This is a genomic window from Ignavigranum ruoffiae (genome assembly GCF_023195815.2).
GTDB classification, from domain to species: Bacteria; Bacillota; Bacilli; order Lactobacillales; family Aerococcaceae; genus Ignavigranum; species Ignavigranum ruoffiae.
On sequence record NZ_CP096206.2, the window covers coordinates 803,143 to 820,916 of the forward strand.

At 40.2% G+C, this 17,774-nt stretch carries 18 protein-coding genes; 16 read left to right on the forward strand and 2 right to left on the reverse strand.

The features are described 5' to 3' along the window. Window positions 1–34 precede the first annotated feature (34 nt). From obgE to M0R79_RS03975, 7 genes are all read left to right on the forward strand, one after another. On the forward strand, window positions 35–1,345 hold the full coding sequence (gene obgE / locus M0R79_RS03945) for a GTPase ObgE (protein ID WP_248416351.1): 1,311 nt from the start codon (window positions 35–37) through the stop codon (window positions 1,343–1,345). A gap of 13 nt (window positions 1,346–1,358) precedes the next feature. Next, window positions 1,359–3,212 (forward strand): acyltransferase family protein, encoded by a 1,854-nt coding sequence (locus M0R79_RS03950; protein ID WP_092570135.1) that lies wholly within the window; start codon window positions 1,359–1,361, stop codon window positions 3,210–3,212. 126 nt (window positions 3,213–3,338) lie between these two features. Beyond that, entirely contained in the window at window positions 3,339–4,268 is a 930-nt protein-coding gene (rnz, locus tag M0R79_RS03955; RefSeq protein WP_248416349.1) for a ribonuclease Z, read from the forward strand. An 8-nt stretch (window positions 4,269–4,276) separates the two neighbouring features. Next, on the forward strand, window positions 4,277–4,990 hold the full coding sequence (locus tag M0R79_RS03960) for an SDR family NAD(P)-dependent oxidoreductase (RefSeq protein ID WP_248416348.1): 714 nt from the start codon (window positions 4,277–4,279) through the stop codon (window positions 4,988–4,990). A gap of 84 nt (window positions 4,991–5,074) precedes the next feature. Continuing rightward, on the forward strand, window positions 5,075–5,533 hold the full coding sequence (locus M0R79_RS03965) for a LapA family protein (RefSeq protein ID WP_248416346.1): 459 nt from the start codon (window positions 5,075–5,077) through the stop codon (window positions 5,531–5,533). Between the two features lie 19 nt (window positions 5,534–5,552). Then, the gene (gene recJ, locus M0R79_RS03970; RefSeq protein WP_248416344.1) at window positions 5,553–7,898 is read left to right on the forward strand and encodes a single-stranded-DNA-specific exonuclease RecJ; all 2,346 of its coding nucleotides are present in this window, start codon (window positions 5,553–5,555) and stop codon (window positions 7,896–7,898) included. Continuing rightward, window positions 7,894–8,406 (forward strand): adenine phosphoribosyltransferase, encoded by a 513-nt coding sequence (locus tag M0R79_RS03975; protein WP_092570301.1) that lies wholly within the window; start codon window positions 7,894–7,896, stop codon window positions 8,404–8,406. The genes recJ and M0R79_RS03975 overlap by 5 nt, the downstream gene beginning before the upstream one ends. A gap of 283 nt (window positions 8,407–8,689) precedes the next feature. Here M0R79_RS03975 and lexA read toward each other — a convergent pair whose 3' ends face one another. Then, window positions 8,690–9,313, reverse strand: coding sequence for a transcriptional repressor LexA (gene lexA, locus M0R79_RS03980; protein ID WP_248416343.1), 624 nt, complete (start codon window positions 9,311–9,313; stop codon window positions 8,690–8,692). A gap of 85 nt (window positions 9,314–9,398) precedes the next feature. Between lexA and M0R79_RS03985 the strand changes: the two genes are divergently transcribed. Both M0R79_RS03985 and M0R79_RS03990 read left to right on the forward strand, forming a co-directional pair. Beyond that, window positions 9,399–9,638 carry a DUF896 domain-containing protein gene (locus M0R79_RS03985; RefSeq protein WP_092570121.1) on the forward strand — a complete coding sequence of 80 codons (240 nt, stop codon included), beginning with the start codon at window positions 9,399–9,401 and terminating at the stop codon, window positions 9,636–9,638. 66 nt (window positions 9,639–9,704) lie between these two features. Further along, window positions 9,705–9,923, forward strand: a complete 219-nt coding sequence (locus tag M0R79_RS03990; protein ID WP_092570119.1) for a YneF family protein — start codon at window positions 9,705–9,707, stop codon at window positions 9,921–9,923. Between the two features lie 186 nt (window positions 9,924–10,109). Here the strand turns inward: M0R79_RS03990 and M0R79_RS03995 are convergent, their stop codons facing one another. Beyond that, a complete protein-coding gene (locus tag M0R79_RS03995) occupies window positions 10,110–10,736 on the reverse strand; it encodes a lysophospholipid acyltransferase family protein (RefSeq protein ID WP_092570117.1) in 627 nt (208 codons plus the stop codon). A 76-nt stretch (window positions 10,737–10,812) separates the two neighbouring features. Between M0R79_RS03995 and M0R79_RS04000 the strand changes: the two genes are divergently transcribed. From M0R79_RS04000 to M0R79_RS04030, 7 genes are all read left to right on the forward strand, one after another. After that, complete coding sequence (locus tag M0R79_RS04000) at window positions 10,813–11,565, forward strand: glutaminyl-peptide cyclotransferase (RefSeq protein WP_248416341.1); 753 nt, start codon at window positions 10,813–10,815, stop codon at window positions 11,563–11,565. 12 nt (window positions 11,566–11,577) lie between these two features. Then, window positions 11,578–12,729: a tRNA guanosine(34) transglycosylase Tgt gene (tgt, locus tag M0R79_RS04005; RefSeq protein WP_248416339.1), complete on the forward strand. Its 1,152-nt coding sequence runs from the start codon at window positions 11,578–11,580 to the stop codon at window positions 12,727–12,729. Window positions 12,730–12,790: 61 nt separating this feature from the next. Beyond that, the gene (gene yajC, locus M0R79_RS04010) at window positions 12,791–13,165 is read left to right on the forward strand and encodes a preprotein translocase subunit YajC (protein ID WP_092570111.1); all 375 of its coding nucleotides are present in this window, start codon (window positions 12,791–12,793) and stop codon (window positions 13,163–13,165) included. 161 nt (window positions 13,166–13,326) lie between these two features. Next, entirely contained in the window at window positions 13,327–14,439 is a 1,113-nt protein-coding gene (gene dinB / locus M0R79_RS04015; protein WP_092570109.1) for a DNA polymerase IV, read from the forward strand. 13 nt (window positions 14,440–14,452) lie between these two features. Further along, window positions 14,453–15,268: a ZIP family metal transporter gene (locus tag M0R79_RS04020; protein ID WP_375163579.1), complete on the forward strand. Its 816-nt coding sequence runs from the start codon at window positions 14,453–14,455 to the stop codon at window positions 15,266–15,268. 90 nt (window positions 15,269–15,358) lie between these two features. Next, window positions 15,359–16,672, forward strand: a complete 1,314-nt coding sequence (locus M0R79_RS04025) for a DRTGG domain-containing protein (protein WP_248416335.1) — start codon at window positions 15,359–15,361, stop codon at window positions 16,670–16,672. A gap of 7 nt (window positions 16,673–16,679) precedes the next feature. Further along, window positions 16,680–17,651, forward strand: coding sequence for a DHH family phosphoesterase (locus tag M0R79_RS04030; RefSeq protein ID WP_092570103.1), 972 nt, complete (start codon window positions 16,680–16,682; stop codon window positions 17,649–17,651). Window positions 17,652–17,774: the final 123 nt, after the last annotated feature.

Sequence of the window (17,774 nt, forward strand, 5' to 3'; positions counted from 1 at the left end):
TTCAAATAGATAGATTAAAGAAAGGAGCCAAGCAATGTCATCTTTTCTAGATTATGCAACGATAAATGTAAAAGCGGGCAAAGGCGGCGATGGCATGGTGGCTTTTCGGCGGGAAAAATATGTTCCCGATGGAGGGCCAGCTGGGGGCGATGGCGGTCGAGGCGGCTCAGTTATTTTCGTTGTCGATGAGGGTCTTCATACTCTCATGGACTTTAGATATAATCGTCACTTTAAAGCGGCATCCGGCCAAAATGGAATGAGCAAGAGTAAATACGGTGCGGCTGCTGATGATTTATATGTGAAAGTTCCTCCTGGAACCATTATTCGATTGGCGGACAGTGAAGAAGTCATTGCGGATATGGTTCATCATGGACAAGAAGTCGTCGTGGCCAAAGGCGGCCGAGGAGGCCGAGGTAATATTCGTTTTGCAACTCATAAGAATCCGGCACCATCGATTGCGGAGAATGGTGAACCCGGCGAAGAATTTGATTTACAGTTAGAATTGAAGGTACTGGCCGATGTCGCTTTAATCGGATATCCAAGTGTGGGTAAATCAACCTTATTGTCGGTCATCTCCAATGCTAAACCTAAAATTGCCGAATACCAATTTACGACCTTAAGTCCTAATTTAGGGGTTGTAAAATTGTCCGTCGACCGTGAATTTGTAGTAGCGGATATGCCCGGATTGATTGAAGGCGCCTCAGAAGGGGTGGGTCTAGGCATTGATTTCCTGAAACATATTGAACGAACGAAAGTCTTGCTACATGTCGTTGATATGTCCGCTCAACATGGACGCGATCCCTTTGCTGATTTCCAACAGATTATGACTGAATTACAGGCTTATAATGACCGTCTATTATTAAGACCAATGATTATTGTCGCTAACAAAATGGATGAGGCTGATTCGCAAGAGAATTTAGCTAGCTTCAAGCAGTCCTTAGCGACCATTTATCAGGACCAAAAGGATAATATGCCCGAAATTTTTGAGGTTTCTGCTTGGCAGAATAAAGGGATACAAGCGCTAATGGAGCGCACCTATCAAGTCCTGCAGACAAGTGAATTTATCCCACTAGAAGAAGCGACTATCGAAGATCATAAGACCTTTACCTTAGCCGATGAGACAGCAGAGTTTACCATTGACCGTTTAGATGGCGACTATTTTGTGATTCGTGGCGAGAAGATCGAGAAATTATTTGCCATGACCAATACTGCCCATGATGAAAGCCTGCAGCGATTTGCTCGTCAAATGCGGTCGATGGGAATTGACCAAGCCTTGCGGGACAAGGGTGCCCAAAGCGGAGATCTGGTTGAAATTTCAGGTTTCCAATTTGAATTTATGGATTAGGTGAGAATATATCATGAATGTTAGCAATAAATCTGGTAAAAGACTCAAAATCTTTGATGGCTTAAAAGGCTTAGCCATCCTGATGATCATCTTTTATTATTTCTTTCAACATATTTTGCCAGGGGGCTTTCTAGCGGTAAATACCTTCTTGCTGATTGCTGGATTCTTTAATTTCCGCTACTTTTATTTAAAAATGTTGAGAAATGAAAGTTTCTCCTATTTGGAATACTTCAAAAGACGTCTAAACCGGCTCTTTTTCCCAATGTTGGCGATGATTATCACGACCATCCCTTTCATTTTGGTCTTTGCCCGTGACTATTTATTTAACTTGAGAAATATGGCTTTATCGAGCTTAGTTTTTCTAAATAATTACTTTCAAATCATTAATGAACAATCGTATTTCGTGCAAGCTGCCAATCCTTCAGCCTTTACCCATCTTTGGTATGTATCTTTACTTGGCCAATTAATCTTTCTGACACCGTTATTGATTACCGTGTTCTACACCTGGCACAAAAAACCATCAATCGCGGCCAACTTCCTTTTAATTATCTCGATTTTGTCGATGATTATGATGGCTTATTGGTATAAGGAAGGCCAAGATCCTACCCATGTTTATTATAGTTTGGTCACTCGAGGATTTGCCTATACTTTTGGTGGCGTGATTGGCTTAATCTTGCCACCGAAACTTAAAGCGAAACCTTTGAGTCCAAGATATAAATTAATTTTTAATGGGATATCTATCGTTGCTTTTCTTTTATTATTTTTAATGGCCAAGTTTATGTATGGGACCATGCCATTTGCTTATAACTTTGGTATGACTTTATTTACCATTGTTTCTGCCGTTTTAGTGATTACAAGTTTGCATCCCCAAACCATCATTAATAAGCTGTTAAGTTTTCCCTTGTTGACCTATTTAGGTAAACGTTCCTATTCAATTTATCTCTGGTATTACCCAATTTATTTAATTGTGCCATCTTTATCAGCTAGCTTGACCAAGAATTTAAATCTGTTGATTACTGTGCAGATGGTTCTATTATTAGTCTTAAGTGAGGTTAGCTATCAAATCTTTGAACAGAAGAAGATTAGTTTACCTGTTGGCCAAGATTTCAATTTAAAGAAAGCTCAAGAACAATTTCGTTATCTGCGCCAAGCCACCGGTCGTTATCTGCCATTAAAGATCATCAGTGGCAGCTATATTGTCTTGTTGGCCTTAAGTTTAATCGGTGGGATCCTAGCTCCCGAAGCCAAGAATGACACGGCTAAACAGATTCAAGAAGTCATTGAGAAAAATCAAGAAATCGCCAAAAAAACTCAGACAGAAGAGAGTCAACAAGAGAAAGTTATTAATAATATTGAAGGTTTAAATCAACAAGAACTATTATATGCTAATGGTTTAGATGTTTCCTTTATTGGTGATTCGGTCTTATTAAGTGCGACCGAGGATATCGAGAAGATTTTCCCTAAAGCCAGTGTCGATGGCGAAGTGGGCCGGCAGCTATACTTAACGGTAGATCATGTTCGTTGGTTACAATCAGAACAGATGGTTAAACCAGTTGTAGTGACAATTTTAGGGTCCAACGGGACCTTTACGGAAGGCCAGTTGAATGATTATATTGAAGCGATTGGTAGCGATCGGTCAATTTTCTTTGTGACCGCTAAAGTTGATAAACCTTGGGAAACAGATGCCAATAATCAACTCTTTGCTGCCGCTCAACGGTTCGGTAATGTGAACGTTATTGACTGGAAATCTTATTCAAATGATCACGATGAATGGTTTTATGATGATTTAACCCATCCTAATGTTGATGGAGCTAAAGAATTTGCCAAATTTATCGCCCAAGAAGTCTATCGTTTAAGAAATGAATAAGAACTCATACCATGTTCAGGCAACTAAATTTGGAAGATTCCTGTAATGAATTTAGTTGTCTTGAACATTTTTTTATTTCAATGGTAAAATATTTGTTATAATAATCGTGAAGAAAAGAGGCATGCTATGGAACTTTTATTTTTAGGAACTGGAGCCGGACTTCCTAGTAAGGGAAGAAATGTCAGCTCACTTGCCTTGAAACTATTAGATGAATTAAATGAGATTTGGTTATTTGATTGTGGTGAAGCAACCCAACATCAAATCTTAAAGACGAGTCTAAAACCTCGTAAAATTCGTAAAGTTTTTATTAGTCATCTCCATGGAGATCATATCTTTGGGCTGCCTGGTTTCTTATCTAGTCGGTCTTTTCAAATAGCTGAACGAGAAGACTTGACAGTATTTGGTCCGCCAGGCTTAAGAAATTATATTCAATCGAGTTTGAAATTCTCAAAAAGCAAACTCTTGTATCCTTTGAAAATAGTCGAGCTTGATCCTCAAGGGGGTAAACTTCAACTCAATGGTCACTGGACGATGGAATATTTACCACTGGATCATGGTACTTTATCTTTTGGGTTTAGAGTCATTGAACCAGATCAACCAGGGCAACTATTAATGGATAAGTTAGCTAAGTATCAGGTGCCAAATGGACCTCTATTGGGCCAACTCAAGCAAGGAAAGCAAGTTCAGCTGCCAGATGGTCAAATCCTTGATGGTAAGGATTTTATTGGACCGAAAAAAGCGGGGCGGATTGTAACAATTCTAGGCGACAGTCGTCCTTGTTCTAACAGTGTCATTCTAGCTAAGCAGGCAGATTGCTTGGTACATGAAGCGACACATCGTGCCAATGAACATAAAATGGCTCATCAATATCATCATTCTACTAGCCAACAAGCTGCGAATATTGCCAAACAAGCACAAGTGAAACATTTATTACTCAACCATATTTCCGCCCGTTATTTAGGTCAAGATATTCAACAATTACAGGCTGAAGCTGGAAAGACATTCGCTTCGGTCAAAGTGGTGAACGATTTCGACCAGATTTCAATCAAAGGATAGGTGGAACCATGCAAAATTCTGTCATCATCATTACTGGAGCTTCCAGCGGGATTGGCCGGCAAATTGCTTTAGATTTAGCCCAGCAGGGTAAATATGACTTGATTTTAGTAGGTCGTAACCAACAACGCTTAATGGATGTAGTGGCAACCATTCAGCAAACAACGCCTACTAAAGCCTGGCCTTATCGATATGACTTGAGCCAGGCTGAACAAATCGATCAGTTCATTGAAGACATTGATTCATCTTTTCAGCGAATCGATGCGCTGATTGCCTGTGCGGGTTATGGTCAGTTCAAATTGGCGATTGAATTTACATATCAAGAAATGATGGCCATGTTTAAGGTGAACACTTTAGGGACCATGTATCTAACCACTCGCCTGGCACAAAGGATGGTAGACCAGGGATTTGGCCAGATTACCATAATCGCTTCAGTGGCTGGGCAGATGGCGACGATGAGATCTAGCGTGTATTCTGCTAGTAAATTTGCTATAATTGGTTATGCAAATAGTCTACGCTTAGAATTGAAGCGAAAGGGGATTTCTGTGACGGTGGTCAACCCTGGGCCCGTAGCGACGCCTTTTTTCGCGACCAGTCCAGAATTAATCACCTATTATCAAAAAGTGAAACGATTCTTGATTTCTCCCCAATACGTAAGCAAAAAAGTAATTGACAATCTCTGTGCAAGAAAAGCTAAGAGAGATTACCCTGCCTTGCTACTTTAATCTGTTGCATCTATGCTATAAGCTATTTCCCAACTTTGGTGACTTCGTGTCCAGTGAGATTTTAAATTTTAAGGAGGATTTGTGATGAAAGAACAATGGAAAGTGATTACCATGATTATTGCTTTAATTTTAGTGGTGGTCTTTGCCTTACAAAATACCCGCGCCGTTCTAGTTGATTTATTTGTAGTGAATTTTCAAGTTCCTTTAGTGTTGGTGATTTTATTTAGTCTACTTGTGGGAGTGATTGTTGGCTTATTGACTTCCATGGCGGCTATCCAGTCCAACCGTAAAGATAATACCAGCTTGAATAAAGAACTTGACAGCTTGAAACGGACTCATCAAGAAAACCTAAATGAAAAAGATGCACAAATCCGTCAACTCCGTGAAGAGATTGAGCAGCAACGTCACATTGCTACTTATGAATCAGAAAGTGTTGAAAGCCATACAACAGAAACGGATTTTAATCATCATGAAGCAAGTCAATCCGACGACCCGTCTCTGGCTGAAGAGGATAATTCATATGTAACGGATCAAAAACTTTAGTCAAGAAGGAGGTCTCTGAGTGAGATACAATCTAGCGAAGAAAGATTGGCAACTTCCTTCACAAAATTATACCGACAATCAAAAAGCATTTCTTAAAGAAGCCGGCAATCAATTTTCGCCAGCTTTTTTGCGTTTAGTCGTTCAGCGTGGGATTGAAAGTCTGCCGGACTTAAAGGAATTTATCCAAGCTCAACCTCAATTGTTTCATGATCCTCATTTGCTTCATGAGATGGATGTTGCCGTGGAGCGAATTCAACAAGCGATTATTGAACAAGAGGCTATTTTAGTTTATGGAGATTACGATGCCGATGGGATTACTTCCACACTGATTCTTAGTGAAGCTTTAGAATCGTTGGGTGCAAGAGTTGAGGTCTATTTGCCCGATCGTTTTGCCGATGGATATGGCCCCAATCCTGAACGATACCAAGCATTTATCGATCAAGGTATTCAGTTGATTATAACTTGTGATAATGGGGTAGCTGGCTTCGATGCACTAGCCCTGGCCAAAGAAGCCCAAGTGGATGTTATTGTGACCGATCATCATCAAATCCAAGATCGGTTGCCCGAAGCTTATGCAATAATTCATCCTTGTCACCCAGAGGGTACTTATCCATTCTCTGATTTATCAGGAGCTGGGGTCGCCTTGAAGTTAGCTTCCGCCTTATTAGATGAGGTCCCGGCCGAAGCCTTAGAATTAGCTATGATTGGAACTATCGCCGATATGGTCTCATTAACTGATGAGAATCGAACGATTGTCAAGAGTGGACTCAGCTTATTGAAACACAGTCAAAGACCGGGGATCATCGAATTGTTAAAGCGAGGTCAGGTAGAACTTGATGACCTAGATGAAGAGACGATTGGCTTTATTATTGGTCCACGCTTAAATGCCATGGGCCGACTCGCTAATCCTCGACCGGCCTACGATTTACTCGCCACTCATCAAGCAGCAGAAGCTAGTCTCTTGGCTGACTTGTTGGAGAAGACCAATCAACAACGGCAAGATATTGTTAATCAAATTATGACTGAGATTGAAGCCGAACTGGAAGGACAAGCCTTACCAAATATTATTATTGCAGCCGATGCTAATTGGCAGGCAGGGGTTTTAGGAATTGCTGCCGGACGTTTGTGTCAGACTTATCAGCGACCGGTGCTGCTTTTTCAATATTTTGAAGATCTCCAAGAATATAAGGGAAGTGGACGGAGTACGGCCGCGATTCACTTATTTAATATCTTAAAAACACAAGAACCCCATTTAAAATACTTTGGCGGACATGCCCAGGCAGCTGGAATGACGGTGACTGAGACGAATTGGTCAGTATTTAAGTCCGGTTTAGAAGAGACAATGCTAGCTTATCAAGAGCAACTGGCTATTCCACCAAGCATCAATATTGATCTGGTATTAAGGGTTGAAGAATTGACCGTGGATTTCATTCAAGAAATGAATTTATTAGGGCCCTTTGGTATGGATAATGCCAAGCCGTTAATTTTATTGGGGGATGTTGAACTTGAATCTGTTCGGTTTTTAGGCAACGACAGCCAACATCTCAAATTGAATTTTACCAATCAAGATAAGTCTGCAGTCGGTCAAGCGATTGGTTTCCATAAAGCAGACCAAGGAGAATTTTTGAATGAGGGGCAAAAAATTTCTTTGGTGGGTCAGGCTAGTATTAATCAATTTAGAAACCAGAGCCAGGCTCAAATTGTGATTGAAGATCTGGGGATCCGTGGCCAACAATGGATTGATTGGCGGTCTTCAACCGTCGATGAGAATATCTTTCAATTCGATCAGGCTTTATATTTATTTACTAGTCAGACTTTATTAACTAAATATCAAGAGCATTTATTAACTGATAGTCGCGCCATACTATTAAATGAGCAGACTCTGGAATCTCAGTGGCAAGATTTAGAAAACTTAGTCATCTTCCAGTTGCCAAAGCGCCTCGAAGATTTACAGAGAATTCTGGAAAATCACTCTTGGCGTCGGATTATTCTGGCGAGTTATCATCAGGGTTCTAAATATTTGGCAGGTAATCCGACCTATCAAAGTGTCAAGAAATTTTATCTATGGCAGATGAGTCAAGAAGCTTATCCAATCCGGACTAGCCTACCGATGATATCAACTCGTTTAAATATACCGGTAATTCAATTGAAAGTCTTGATTATGATGTTTTTCGAAGCAGGATTTGTTACAATAAAGGATGGTTGGATACAGAATATAGATCCAAGCCAGCATGAGAAGATTGATATCTTCTCTTTACCGAGTTACCAGACTTACCTAGCGAGTCTAGAAGCTGAAGCGTTATTAAATTTCCAACCTTTGCAGGTTGTGAAAGAGTATTTTGAAGGGAAGAAGATCAATGATTGATTTAAAAAACTATGTTGCCCGTGTTGATAATTATCCAAGTGAGGGTATCATCTTTCGCGATATCACGCCACTCATGGCGGATGGCCCAGCTTTCTCCTATGCAACTCAACAAATCGTTGACTATGCCAAAGATTTGCAAGTAAATGTTGTGACTGGACCCGAAGCACGTGGCTTTATTGTAGGTTGCCCGGTTGCTTACGCTTTGGAAATTGGCTTTGCTCCAGTCAGAAAACGGGGCAAACTACCTCGCGAAGTCATAGAAGTGGAATATGATTTAGAATATGGCACTGATATTTTGGCCATTCACAAAGATGCTATTCAACCCGGACAAAGAGTCCTGATTATTGATGATCTATTAGCTACTGGCGGAACCATGAAAGCGACCATTGAACTCGTAGAAAAATTAGGTGGGATTGTCGCTGGTTGTGCCTTCTTAATTGAGTTAGTCGACTTAAATGGTAAAGACAAGCTCAAAGGCTATCAATATAAAGCCTTAATGAAATACTAAATCGGCGATGAAAAGTCTATTTTTATCATTGGTCAGACTGGTTGATAGTGTGTTTTAGCGTAAATTATTAAATGAATGATTTGAGCTATACTTTAAGGTTCACTGATCCACGAAATAAGCCCTTGCCATTTGGTTGGCAAGGGCTTAGAAAGAAGTGGATTTTTCTTGTTGATGGGTTGATGGAGGGTACAAATTGGTGACTTCAATCTCTTTCAATCAGGCGAACTGAGTGAGACTCGTATCATAAAATTGAAAAATAGCCTCTAATCAGTCTAAATATCGATTAAAATTCTCGGTATAAGGCAACGACCTTTCCTAGGATACTGACTTGATTAAGGATAATATCTTCCATGAAGTCATTTTCAGGTCGGAGTATATAATAACCATCTTTTTTATAGAATCGTTTGCAGGTTGCTTCATCTTCCATGGTCATGGCAACTACAATGTCCCCATTATTAGCCTGGCTCTGCTTACGGACGGTTATCAAGTCACCATCGAGGATACCAATATTAATCATGCTTTCACCATTAATTTCAAGCATAAACAATTCGTCAGGATCAAATTTCTCTAAATGACTGGGAATCGGATAATAGTCGGTGGCATCTTCAACAGCAAGAATAGGACTGCCGGCAGCAACTCGTCCTAATAGGGGAATCGAAGCTGGCTGCTGATTGAGTCCCAATGCTTGAAAACCTTGTTCGGTTAGTTCAATGGCTCGGGTTAAGCTGGGGTCGCGACTGATAAAGCCATTTTGTTCTAAGCGAGACAAGTGGCCATGCACCGTCGACGTCGAAGCCAGACCCACTTCAGCGGCAATTTCGCGGACGGTTGGTGGATAGCCTTTACATTCAATTGTTTCATGAATGGATTTAAGAATATTTAATTGTTTTTGGCTAATTTTTGTCATAAGCGTTGTACCTTTCTATTTCTTAATGTTATTATAACAAAGATAAAGTGATGAAGCAAACAAATGTTCGCTGAAAGGAGATTCTATGTTAGAGAAAGAAAAGATGGATCGATTAAATTATTTAGCTCGAAAGAAAAAGACCGAATCATTGACTGACGCTGAATTGAAAGAACAAGTCACCCTTCGTAAAGAGTACTTACAAGCTTTCAGACGTGGTATGCGCAATCATATCGAAGGAATAAAAATCGTCGATTCTGAAGGAAATGACCTTACCTCGGCTAAAGTCAAAAAAATTCAAAAAGATAAAGGCTTACATCGACCTTAAATTTTACTTGGTTTTAAACTCATTTTTTAGTACAATATTTAAGATGTTAATTGAAGGAGGGATAGGATGGAAACTTGGGTATGGATCTTGATTGTTTTATTAGCCCTTATTGGAGGACTGATTGGCGGATTCTTTATTTCACGTAAATACATGATGGATTATTTTAAAGAAAATCCACCGATTGATGAACGTATGATTATGACAATGATGGCCCAAATGGGACAAAAACCATCACAAAAGAAAGTTAAACAAATTATGGCTTCAATGAAGATGCAATCTAAATAGCTTTGTTTGAAAACTCATTTTTGTGGAAAGAAATATAATAAGCCAATTTTTCGCTCAAAGGGCAGAAAAAGGGTAAACATAACCAAAAGAAAAAGAGTTGCTAGCTCGAGTAGGCAACTCTTTTTGCTTTTATAAGATAAATTCTAACTGCTGCAGTTAAGGCTTGCTCCGCCGAAGTGGAATATTTTACATTGTCTTTTTCTTTTTGGGAATATATTTATAATCCGGATTATTTAATTTATCCAGGCGGTCAAACTCTTCAGCAATTTGTTGATCAATGGCTGCCAAATCAGCTTTTTTATATTTTTTGCCTTCAATATAGGGAATGGCTGGTCCAAAGGCGATGCGAGCTTTGCGACGACTGATAAATTGCCAGAAATTGCTTGGCGGTTGAATGGATACCGGAATAATCGCTTTGTGGCTTAAAGTTTGAATAAAGGCAGTTCCCCCTTTGACCTCTGTGGAGTAACGAGAGCCGGTGGGAAAGATACCCAAGTCAAGTCCATCTGCTAAGAGTTTGACCGAGTGTTTAATGACTTTGGTCGATGGCTTATCCCGATTGACTGGGAATACATGGGCTGATTTTAATAATGCTGCCAGCGGTTTAAATTTAAAAATTGATTCTTTAGCCATAAAAGCAATCGTTCTGTCTTTCAAATTAATGGCAAGATAGAAGGGATCAGTGGCAGACCGATGGGTCGCTGCAAAGATGACACTGTCGTCTTTAGGGATATTCTCGAGTCCCTGGATAAGCGGTCGCCCATTTAATAACTTAAATAGACCTGATATAATAGTAATGAAAAAATGGTACATGTTTGGCTATCCTTTCTTCAAAAGTATTCTCATTGTATCAATTTATAATTTATCATGCTAGTCTGGAGGGATGATTATGCTTTATTGTATTCTAAGCTTATTCATGATGCTGAATTTATCCATCATGAATTCTCCGGTTAAGTTAGTATCTATCCTACCTAGTGATCAGGAATTGTTTACCCAAGGCTTTACAGTTGATAAGCAAGGACGGATTTTAATCGGATCGGGACAATATGATCAGTCACAATTGGGTTATTTAAATCCTGACACGGGGACTTTAGAGAGTAAAGTGAAGTTGGCCAATGAATATTTCGGTGAAGGCATTACGGATACACCTTATGGTATTTGGCAATTGACTTGGAAATCTGGCAAGGCTTTCCTCTGGGATGATCAAAGTTTCGAGCTGACTAAGGAAGTGGCCTATGATACTGAAGGATGGGGTTTAACTTATGATGCTCAAGCCGATGTCTTATGGATGTCTGATGGTAGCTCTACGCTTTATCAACGAGATGCCCAAAATTTTGATCTGTTAGCCAAAATTCAAGTCCATTTAGATGAAGAACCGGTTGAATTATTAAATGAATTGGAGTACGCCAATGGTTTAATTTATGCCAATGTGTGGTATAGTAATTCTATTGTCGCTATCGATGGGAATACAGGCGAGGTTAAGAAAGTGTATGACCTTTCACCTATTATTGACCAGGCAAAAATTTCACCCAGCCAGCGCCAAACTATGGATGTTTTAAATGGTATTGCCCATATCAAAGACAATTTGTTTTATTTAACTGGAAAATACTATCCGATTATTTTTGAAGTTGAATTGAATTAAAGGAGGAAATTTATGAATGAAGCGAAAGCCCCAGTCTGGTATGAACCGCTTAAAACTGAGAAACACACCGGGGCCCGTTTAGGAATTTTACATACCCCGCATGGAAGTTTTGAAACGCCGATGTATATGCCGGTAGGTACTTTAGCCACAGTCAAGTCTTTGTCGCCAGAGGAATTAAAAGAGATGGGTGCTGGAGTCATCTTGTCCAACACTTATCATCTATGGTTAAGACCTGGAGAAGATATTGTCGAAGAAGCCGGAGGCTTGCACCAATTTATGAATTGGGATCAAGGAATATTGACTGATTCAGGTGGATTTCAAGTCTTTTCATTGAGTGACATTCGTCAAATCAAAGAAGAGGGCGTGTACTTTCGCAATCATATTTCTGGCGAACGATTATTCCTCTCACCAGAAAAAGCGATCCATATTGAAAATGCCCTCGGGGCTGATATTATCATGAGTTTCGATGAATGCCCAGATTTCCATCAATCTTATGACTATGTAAAGAATTCCATTGCCCGGACAACACGCTGGGCAGAACGTGGCCTGCAAGCTCATAAACACCCTGACCGGCAAGCTCTTTTCGGCATTTGTCAAGGCGCAGGTTATAAAGATTTACGATTAAGTCATGTGCGAGATATGGTCAGTCTAGATTTCCCCGGTTATTCGATCGGTGGCTTGTCGGTCGGCGAGACCAAAGAAGAAATGAACGCCGTGCTAGATTATTTGGTGCCCGAATTACCTGATAATAAACCGCGTTATCTAATGGGTGTGGGTTCTCCAGATGCTTTAATTGATGGGGTGATTCGTGGTACTGATATGTTTGACTGTGTGCTAGCTACGCGAATTGCTCGTAATGGGACTTGTATGACCCATGATGGACGTCTAGTCGTGAAGAATGCCAAATATGCTCGTGATTTCAAGCCGATTGATTCAGATTGCGATTGCTATACCTGTCAACATTACAGTCGAGCTTATATTCGTCATTTATTTAAAGCGGATGAGATATTCGGTTTGCGCTTGGCTTCAATTCATAATACCTATTTCTTGTTACAATTGATGCGGGATGTCCGTCAAGCGATTCGCGATGATAATCTCTTGGAATTTAGACAAGCCTTCTTTGAACGTTATGGTTACTTCAAGGCCAACGCACCAGCTTTCTAAAATAATCGCCATCATAGGATAAACATGTTACAATAAATAATAAAAAAAGAGGAGTTTTATCATGAATATGTTAGTTAATTTAGTTCCCTTGTTGTTAATGTTTGTGGTCATGTACTTCTTAATGATTAGACCCCAAAAGAAACAAATGGAAGAAAAGAAAAATATGCTTTCTTCACTTCGTCCGGGTCAAGAAGTAGTGACTATTGGCGGTCTTCACGGACTAGTTGAAGAGGTCCAACATGATACCAATAAAATTGTGATTGACTGTGAAGGAGTTTACTTAACTTTCGAACTTTCAGCGATTGCCAAAGTTGTTGACACTCCAGCGGCCACCAATGCGACAGTTTCAGTCAAGGATTTATCCCCTGAAGAGCATTCAGAAGAAATAGAAGTCGTTGAAGGCGACATTGAAGAAGATCCACAAGAAAATAAATAACAAAATCGTGAGACGACTAGATTTAACGGCTGGTCGTCTTTTTTGTTGACAATTTTGCGAATCTTAAAAGTCATTTCTGATGAATATTTAACCCTAAATGAAATATAGGTCTTGAGTATACGAACAAATGTTTGTATACTAGACCAAAAGGAGGGTTGGTGATGAAATATGGGATGTTAGAATTTGCGGATCCTTTACCAGATCTTAGTAAGAAGATTCTTCATGTAGATATGGATGCTTTTTATGCGTCGATTGAAATATTAAAGCGTCCAGAATTAAAACATAAACCGGTTGTGATTGCCAAGCATCCAAATTTAACTGGTGGAAGGGGCATTGTTTCGACCTGCAATTATGTAGCCCGTCAATACGGCATTCATTCGGCCATGCCAGCGATCGAAGCATACCGTCGTTGTCCTCGAGCTATCTTTATTAAAGGAGATATGTCAACTTATCGGCAAGTTTCACAAAATATTCGGCAGATATTTTATCGCTATACCGATCTGGTGCAGCCCGTTTCTCTTGATGAAGCCTATCTCGATATTAGTCAGAATCATTTTAATTGTCCTAGTGCCACGTTGATTGGTCAAGCCATTCAACAGGAAATTCGGCGAGAAACCGGTCTTACCTGTTCAGTAGGGATTTCTTATAATAAATTTTTGGCTAAAGTGGCCTCAGATTTTCAGAAACCTTTCGGTTTGACCGTTATCGAGCCTGAACAAGCCCACGTATTTCTGATGAAGTTGCCGATTGAACATTTCCATGGGGTTGGGACCAAGACCCAATTCTTACTTAAAGAAATGAATGTTGCTGATGGTTTCGATTTATATCAGCTTAGCCTGGAAGAGTTAGAAAAGCACTTTGGTAAAGCCGGTTTATCTTTATATTATAAGGTCAGAGGGATTGCGAGTAACCGGGTAGAAGCTTCACGTTTAAGAAAATCTCTGGGCAAAGAACGAACTTTTCTAAATTTCTTAACGGCCGAAGAACAAGTCATGGCGAGTTTAACTGAACTTAGTCAAGAGGTAGGAGGGCATTTAATTAAAGAAAGCTTGAAAGCCTATACCGTGACTTTAAAAGTGCGAACCGCAGATTTTCAGACTGTAACCCGTCAGCATTCTCTAACCCAACCAATCAAAAATGACCAACAGATTCTCGAAAATGTGATAGAATTATGGCGAAGCCTTAATTTATTAGGAGAAAAAATACGATTATTAGGAGTTACTGTCTCAAATTTCGACCGAAGTTTGGAACAAGAATGCCTATTAAATATATAGGGGTGGAATGATAATAGAATTTTTTGAGAATTTAGGGCCTGTTGGTCAAGCCTTGATTGGGGGGATCTTTACCTGGTTATGTACGGTATTGGGTTCGGCTTTCGTCTTCTTTATGAAAGATGTGAACGGTAAAGTTCTGGCAATGATGCAAGGATTTGCTGCAGGAGTCATGATTGCTGCTTCGTTTTGGTCTTTACTAGCGCCTGCCTTAGAATATGCGGCAGCTAATAGTCATGGTCTGCCAGTATGGCTGCCGGTCGCTTTTGGTTTTATCCTCGGGGGCTTTTTTTTAAGACTTTTGGATGTCATGGTGCCCCATGTCCATTATGCAGAGGATCATGGCGATACGAATCCTAATCAAAATCGTCTCTCTCGGACGACCTTATTATTCCTTGCAGTGACGATTCATAACTTTCCTGAAGGGCTGGCGGTGGGTGTCGCTTTTGCCGCCGCAGCGCTTCACCAAGATTCAGCGACCCTCGCTGGTGCGATTGCCTTGACGATTGGGATTGGGATTCAGAATATTCCCGAAGGCTCGGCACTTTCCTTACCGATTCGCGGAACAGGACGTAGCAAGTGGGATTCCTTTAAACTTGGCCAAGCTTCCGCCCTCGTTGAACCTGTTGGCGCCGTGTTGGGGGCCTTTGGCGTTCTTCTAGTGACTAGTTTAATGCCTTATGCCTTATCTTTTGCCGCCGGTGCGATGATCTTCGTGGTGGTCGAAGAATTAATCCCAGAATCTCAAGCCTCCAATTACACCGACTTAGCCACCCTAAGTTTGATGGGCGGCTTTACGATTATGATGATTCTAGACGTGGCCTTAGGCTAAGCTTTAAAATTCTTAGCGTGAAATCTAAAGTAGCAGGCTCGATTAAATATGATATACTAAATGTATCATTAAAAGATGTGAGGTTAAGCGATGTCTAAATTAAATGATGTAATTAACTATATTGAAACTCTACCAATTGGCGAACGTATTTCAGTTCGCGGCGTGGCCCGTAAGCTTTCGATTAGTGAGGGAACCGTGTATCGGGCCATCAAGCAGGCGGAGTCTCAAGGTTTGGTGACAACCATTGAGCGGGTGGCCACCATACGAATCGAGAAAAAGAAAAAAATCTCAGAAATGCTGACCTTTGATGAAATTGTCAGAATCATTGATGGTGAAGTTCTAGGTGGGGAAGCTGGCTTACATCAACATCTTAATAAATTTATTATCGGGGCGATGACCGAAGAATCGATGAAGCGGTATTTTGACAAGAATTCGATGATCATTGTCGGTAACCGGGAATCGGTTCAAGAATTAGCCCTGAATAACCAAGTCGCTGTCTTGATTACGGGTGGATTTAAGACCAGCCAGAAGATTATCCAACTAGCTAATGATTTGTCCTTACCTTTAATTTCTTGTGAACATGATACTTATACGGTAGCTAGTCTGATTAACCGGTCAATCATTAATCAAGAAATAAAAAAAGAAATTCTAACGGTGAATGAGATCTTTACGCCGATTGAAGAAACTTATGCCTTGGAACCCAGTGATACGATTCAACGCTTTTATGAATTGGCAGATCAATCAGGCCTCTCGCGTTTTCCGGTTCATCACCATCAGCGCTTAGTAGGAGTCGTTACCGCCAAGGATATTATTGGTAAAGAACAGTCTACCAGTATCGAACGGGTAATGACGAAGAAAGTCGTTACAGTCAATAAGCATACGTCGGTAGCCAGTGTGTCTTATAAGATGGTTTGGGAAGATATCGAAATGATACCGGTGATTGAAGATAACTATCATTTAGCTGGTGTAGTTTCTCGTCAAGATGTGATGAAAGCCATGCAGATGATTCAACAACAGCCACAAATCAACAATACTTTTGAAGATGAAATTATGATGACGCTGACGGATTATCCTTTGAACAATCTTCATCGTCATTATGATTATCAAGTTGAGATTCAACCGCGGATGATCAACAATTCAGGGACAGTTTCCTATGGGATTCTCTGTGAGGTTATTACTTACGCGTCACGTAAGAAATTGATTGAGAAGACCAAACACAATAGTATCATCGAGAAGATGGATTTAAACTATTTCTCCCATATTCAGCTGGGGTCTAATGTCCAAATTAAGGTAGAAATCTTTAATATTAATCGGCGACAAGCGCTCATGCAGGTCGACTTGTTTAATCAGAATTCTTTAGCGGCCAAGGCAATCATCTCGGCCCAAATTATTGATAAAGGATAGGTAGTCTATGTATATAACTCAGCAAGAAGTAGAAAAATTTATCAAACTGGTTTCATCTTATGAAACGATTATTATTCACCGTCACCAACGGCCAGACCCTGATGCCCTAGGATCTCAACTTGGTTTGAAGCATTTATTAAGTAAGGCTTTTCCTCAAAAACGTGTGTTAGCTGCGGGTAGTAAGAGCCGAGGCTTAGAATGGCTTGGGGCTATGGATAAAGTTAGCAAAGAAGATTATGCTCAAGCTTTAGTGATTATCTGTGACACAGCTAACGAAGAAAGAATTGATGGCAAATATTATTCTTTAGGTCAAAAAATAATTAAAATTGACCACCATCCCCTAGTAGAAGATTTTGGGGATTTGCAAATCATTTATCCTCAAGCCAGCTCAACCAGTGAAATTATCGGACAACTGGCTCAAGCCAAAAGTGAGTTATTACCGATGGATGCCCAAATAGCTCGCTTATTGTATGCGGGTATCGTGGGGGATACGGGCCGCTTTATGTTCCGCTCAACTAGCGCCGATACCTTTAAGATTGCAGCTTGGCTTAGTCAATATGATTTTGATCGTTATGACATTAATAATCAATTCCAGTTATTAAGTTATCAGCAAGCCAAATTTGAAGGTTACTTTTTTGATCACTTACAAATCAATGATTCTGGTGTGGCTTGGTTGTCAATTCCAATTGCGTTACGTCAACAATATGGATTGACCGAAGAAGATACTAATTTATTTGTCAATCTGCCGAGTCGGATTCGTGATGTGCAAACTTGGGTTATTTTTGTTGAGCAGGATACCCAACCGTCTTATTGGCGCTGTCGCATTCGTTCCAAAGGATCCAGCATTAATCAAATTGCTAGTCTTCATGAAGGTGGCGGTCATCCTTTGGCTAGTGGCGCCAATGTATACAGTGAAGAAGAGAAGATGATATTAATTCAAGAACTTTCGCAAGTTAGTCTAGCAGATTCAAAAGCCTGAAAGCCATGGGCTAGGCTTAACCCATTGTGATTCAATCTATTTTATAAATTTTTCAATCTGACTGATAGGGTCGTCTATGACAAATAGACGATGATATCAGTTTTTTTATTTGATTGATTTACT

Excerpts from the sequence above, each read along its gene's own strand:
- obgE (WP_248416351.1), top strand. The coding sequence starts at position 35 with ATGTCATCTTTTCTAGATTATGCAACGATAAATGTAAAAGCGGGCAAA.
- M0R79_RS03950 (WP_092570135.1), top strand. The coding sequence starts at position 1,359 with ATGAATGTTAGCAATAAATCTGGTAAAAGACTCAAAATCTTTGATGGC.
- rnz (WP_248416349.1), top strand. The coding sequence starts at position 3,339 with ATGGAACTTTTATTTTTAGGAACTGGAGCCGGACTTCCTAGTAAGGGA.
- M0R79_RS03960 (WP_248416348.1), top strand. The coding sequence starts at position 4,277 with ATGCAAAATTCTGTCATCATCATTACTGGAGCTTCCAGCGGGATTGGC.
- M0R79_RS03965 (WP_248416346.1), top strand. The coding sequence starts at position 5,075 with ATGAAAGAACAATGGAAAGTGATTACCATGATTATTGCTTTAATTTTA.
- lexA (WP_248416343.1), bottom strand. The coding sequence starts at position 9,313 with ATGACAAAAATTAGCCAAAAACAATTAAATATTCTTAAATCCATTCAT.
- M0R79_RS03985 (WP_092570121.1), top strand. The coding sequence starts at position 9,399 with ATGTTAGAGAAAGAAAAGATGGATCGATTAAATTATTTAGCTCGAAAG.
- M0R79_RS03990 (WP_092570119.1), top strand. The coding sequence starts at position 9,705 with ATGGAAACTTGGGTATGGATCTTGATTGTTTTATTAGCCCTTATTGGA.
- M0R79_RS03995 (WP_092570117.1), bottom strand. The coding sequence starts at position 10,736 with ATGTACCATTTTTTCATTACTATTATATCAGGTCTATTTAAGTTATTA.
- M0R79_RS04000 (WP_248416341.1), top strand. The coding sequence starts at position 10,813 with ATGCTTTATTGTATTCTAAGCTTATTCATGATGCTGAATTTATCCATC.
- tgt (WP_248416339.1), top strand. The coding sequence starts at position 11,578 with ATGAATGAAGCGAAAGCCCCAGTCTGGTATGAACCGCTTAAAACTGAG.
- yajC (WP_092570111.1), top strand. The coding sequence starts at position 12,791 with ATGAATATGTTAGTTAATTTAGTTCCCTTGTTGTTAATGTTTGTGGTC.
- dinB (WP_092570109.1), top strand. The coding sequence starts at position 13,327 with ATGAAATATGGGATGTTAGAATTTGCGGATCCTTTACCAGATCTTAGT.
- M0R79_RS04025 (WP_248416335.1), top strand. The coding sequence starts at position 15,359 with ATGTCTAAATTAAATGATGTAATTAACTATATTGAAACTCTACCAATT.
- M0R79_RS04030 (WP_092570103.1), top strand. The coding sequence starts at position 16,680 with ATGTATATAACTCAGCAAGAAGTAGAAAAATTTATCAAACTGGTTTCA.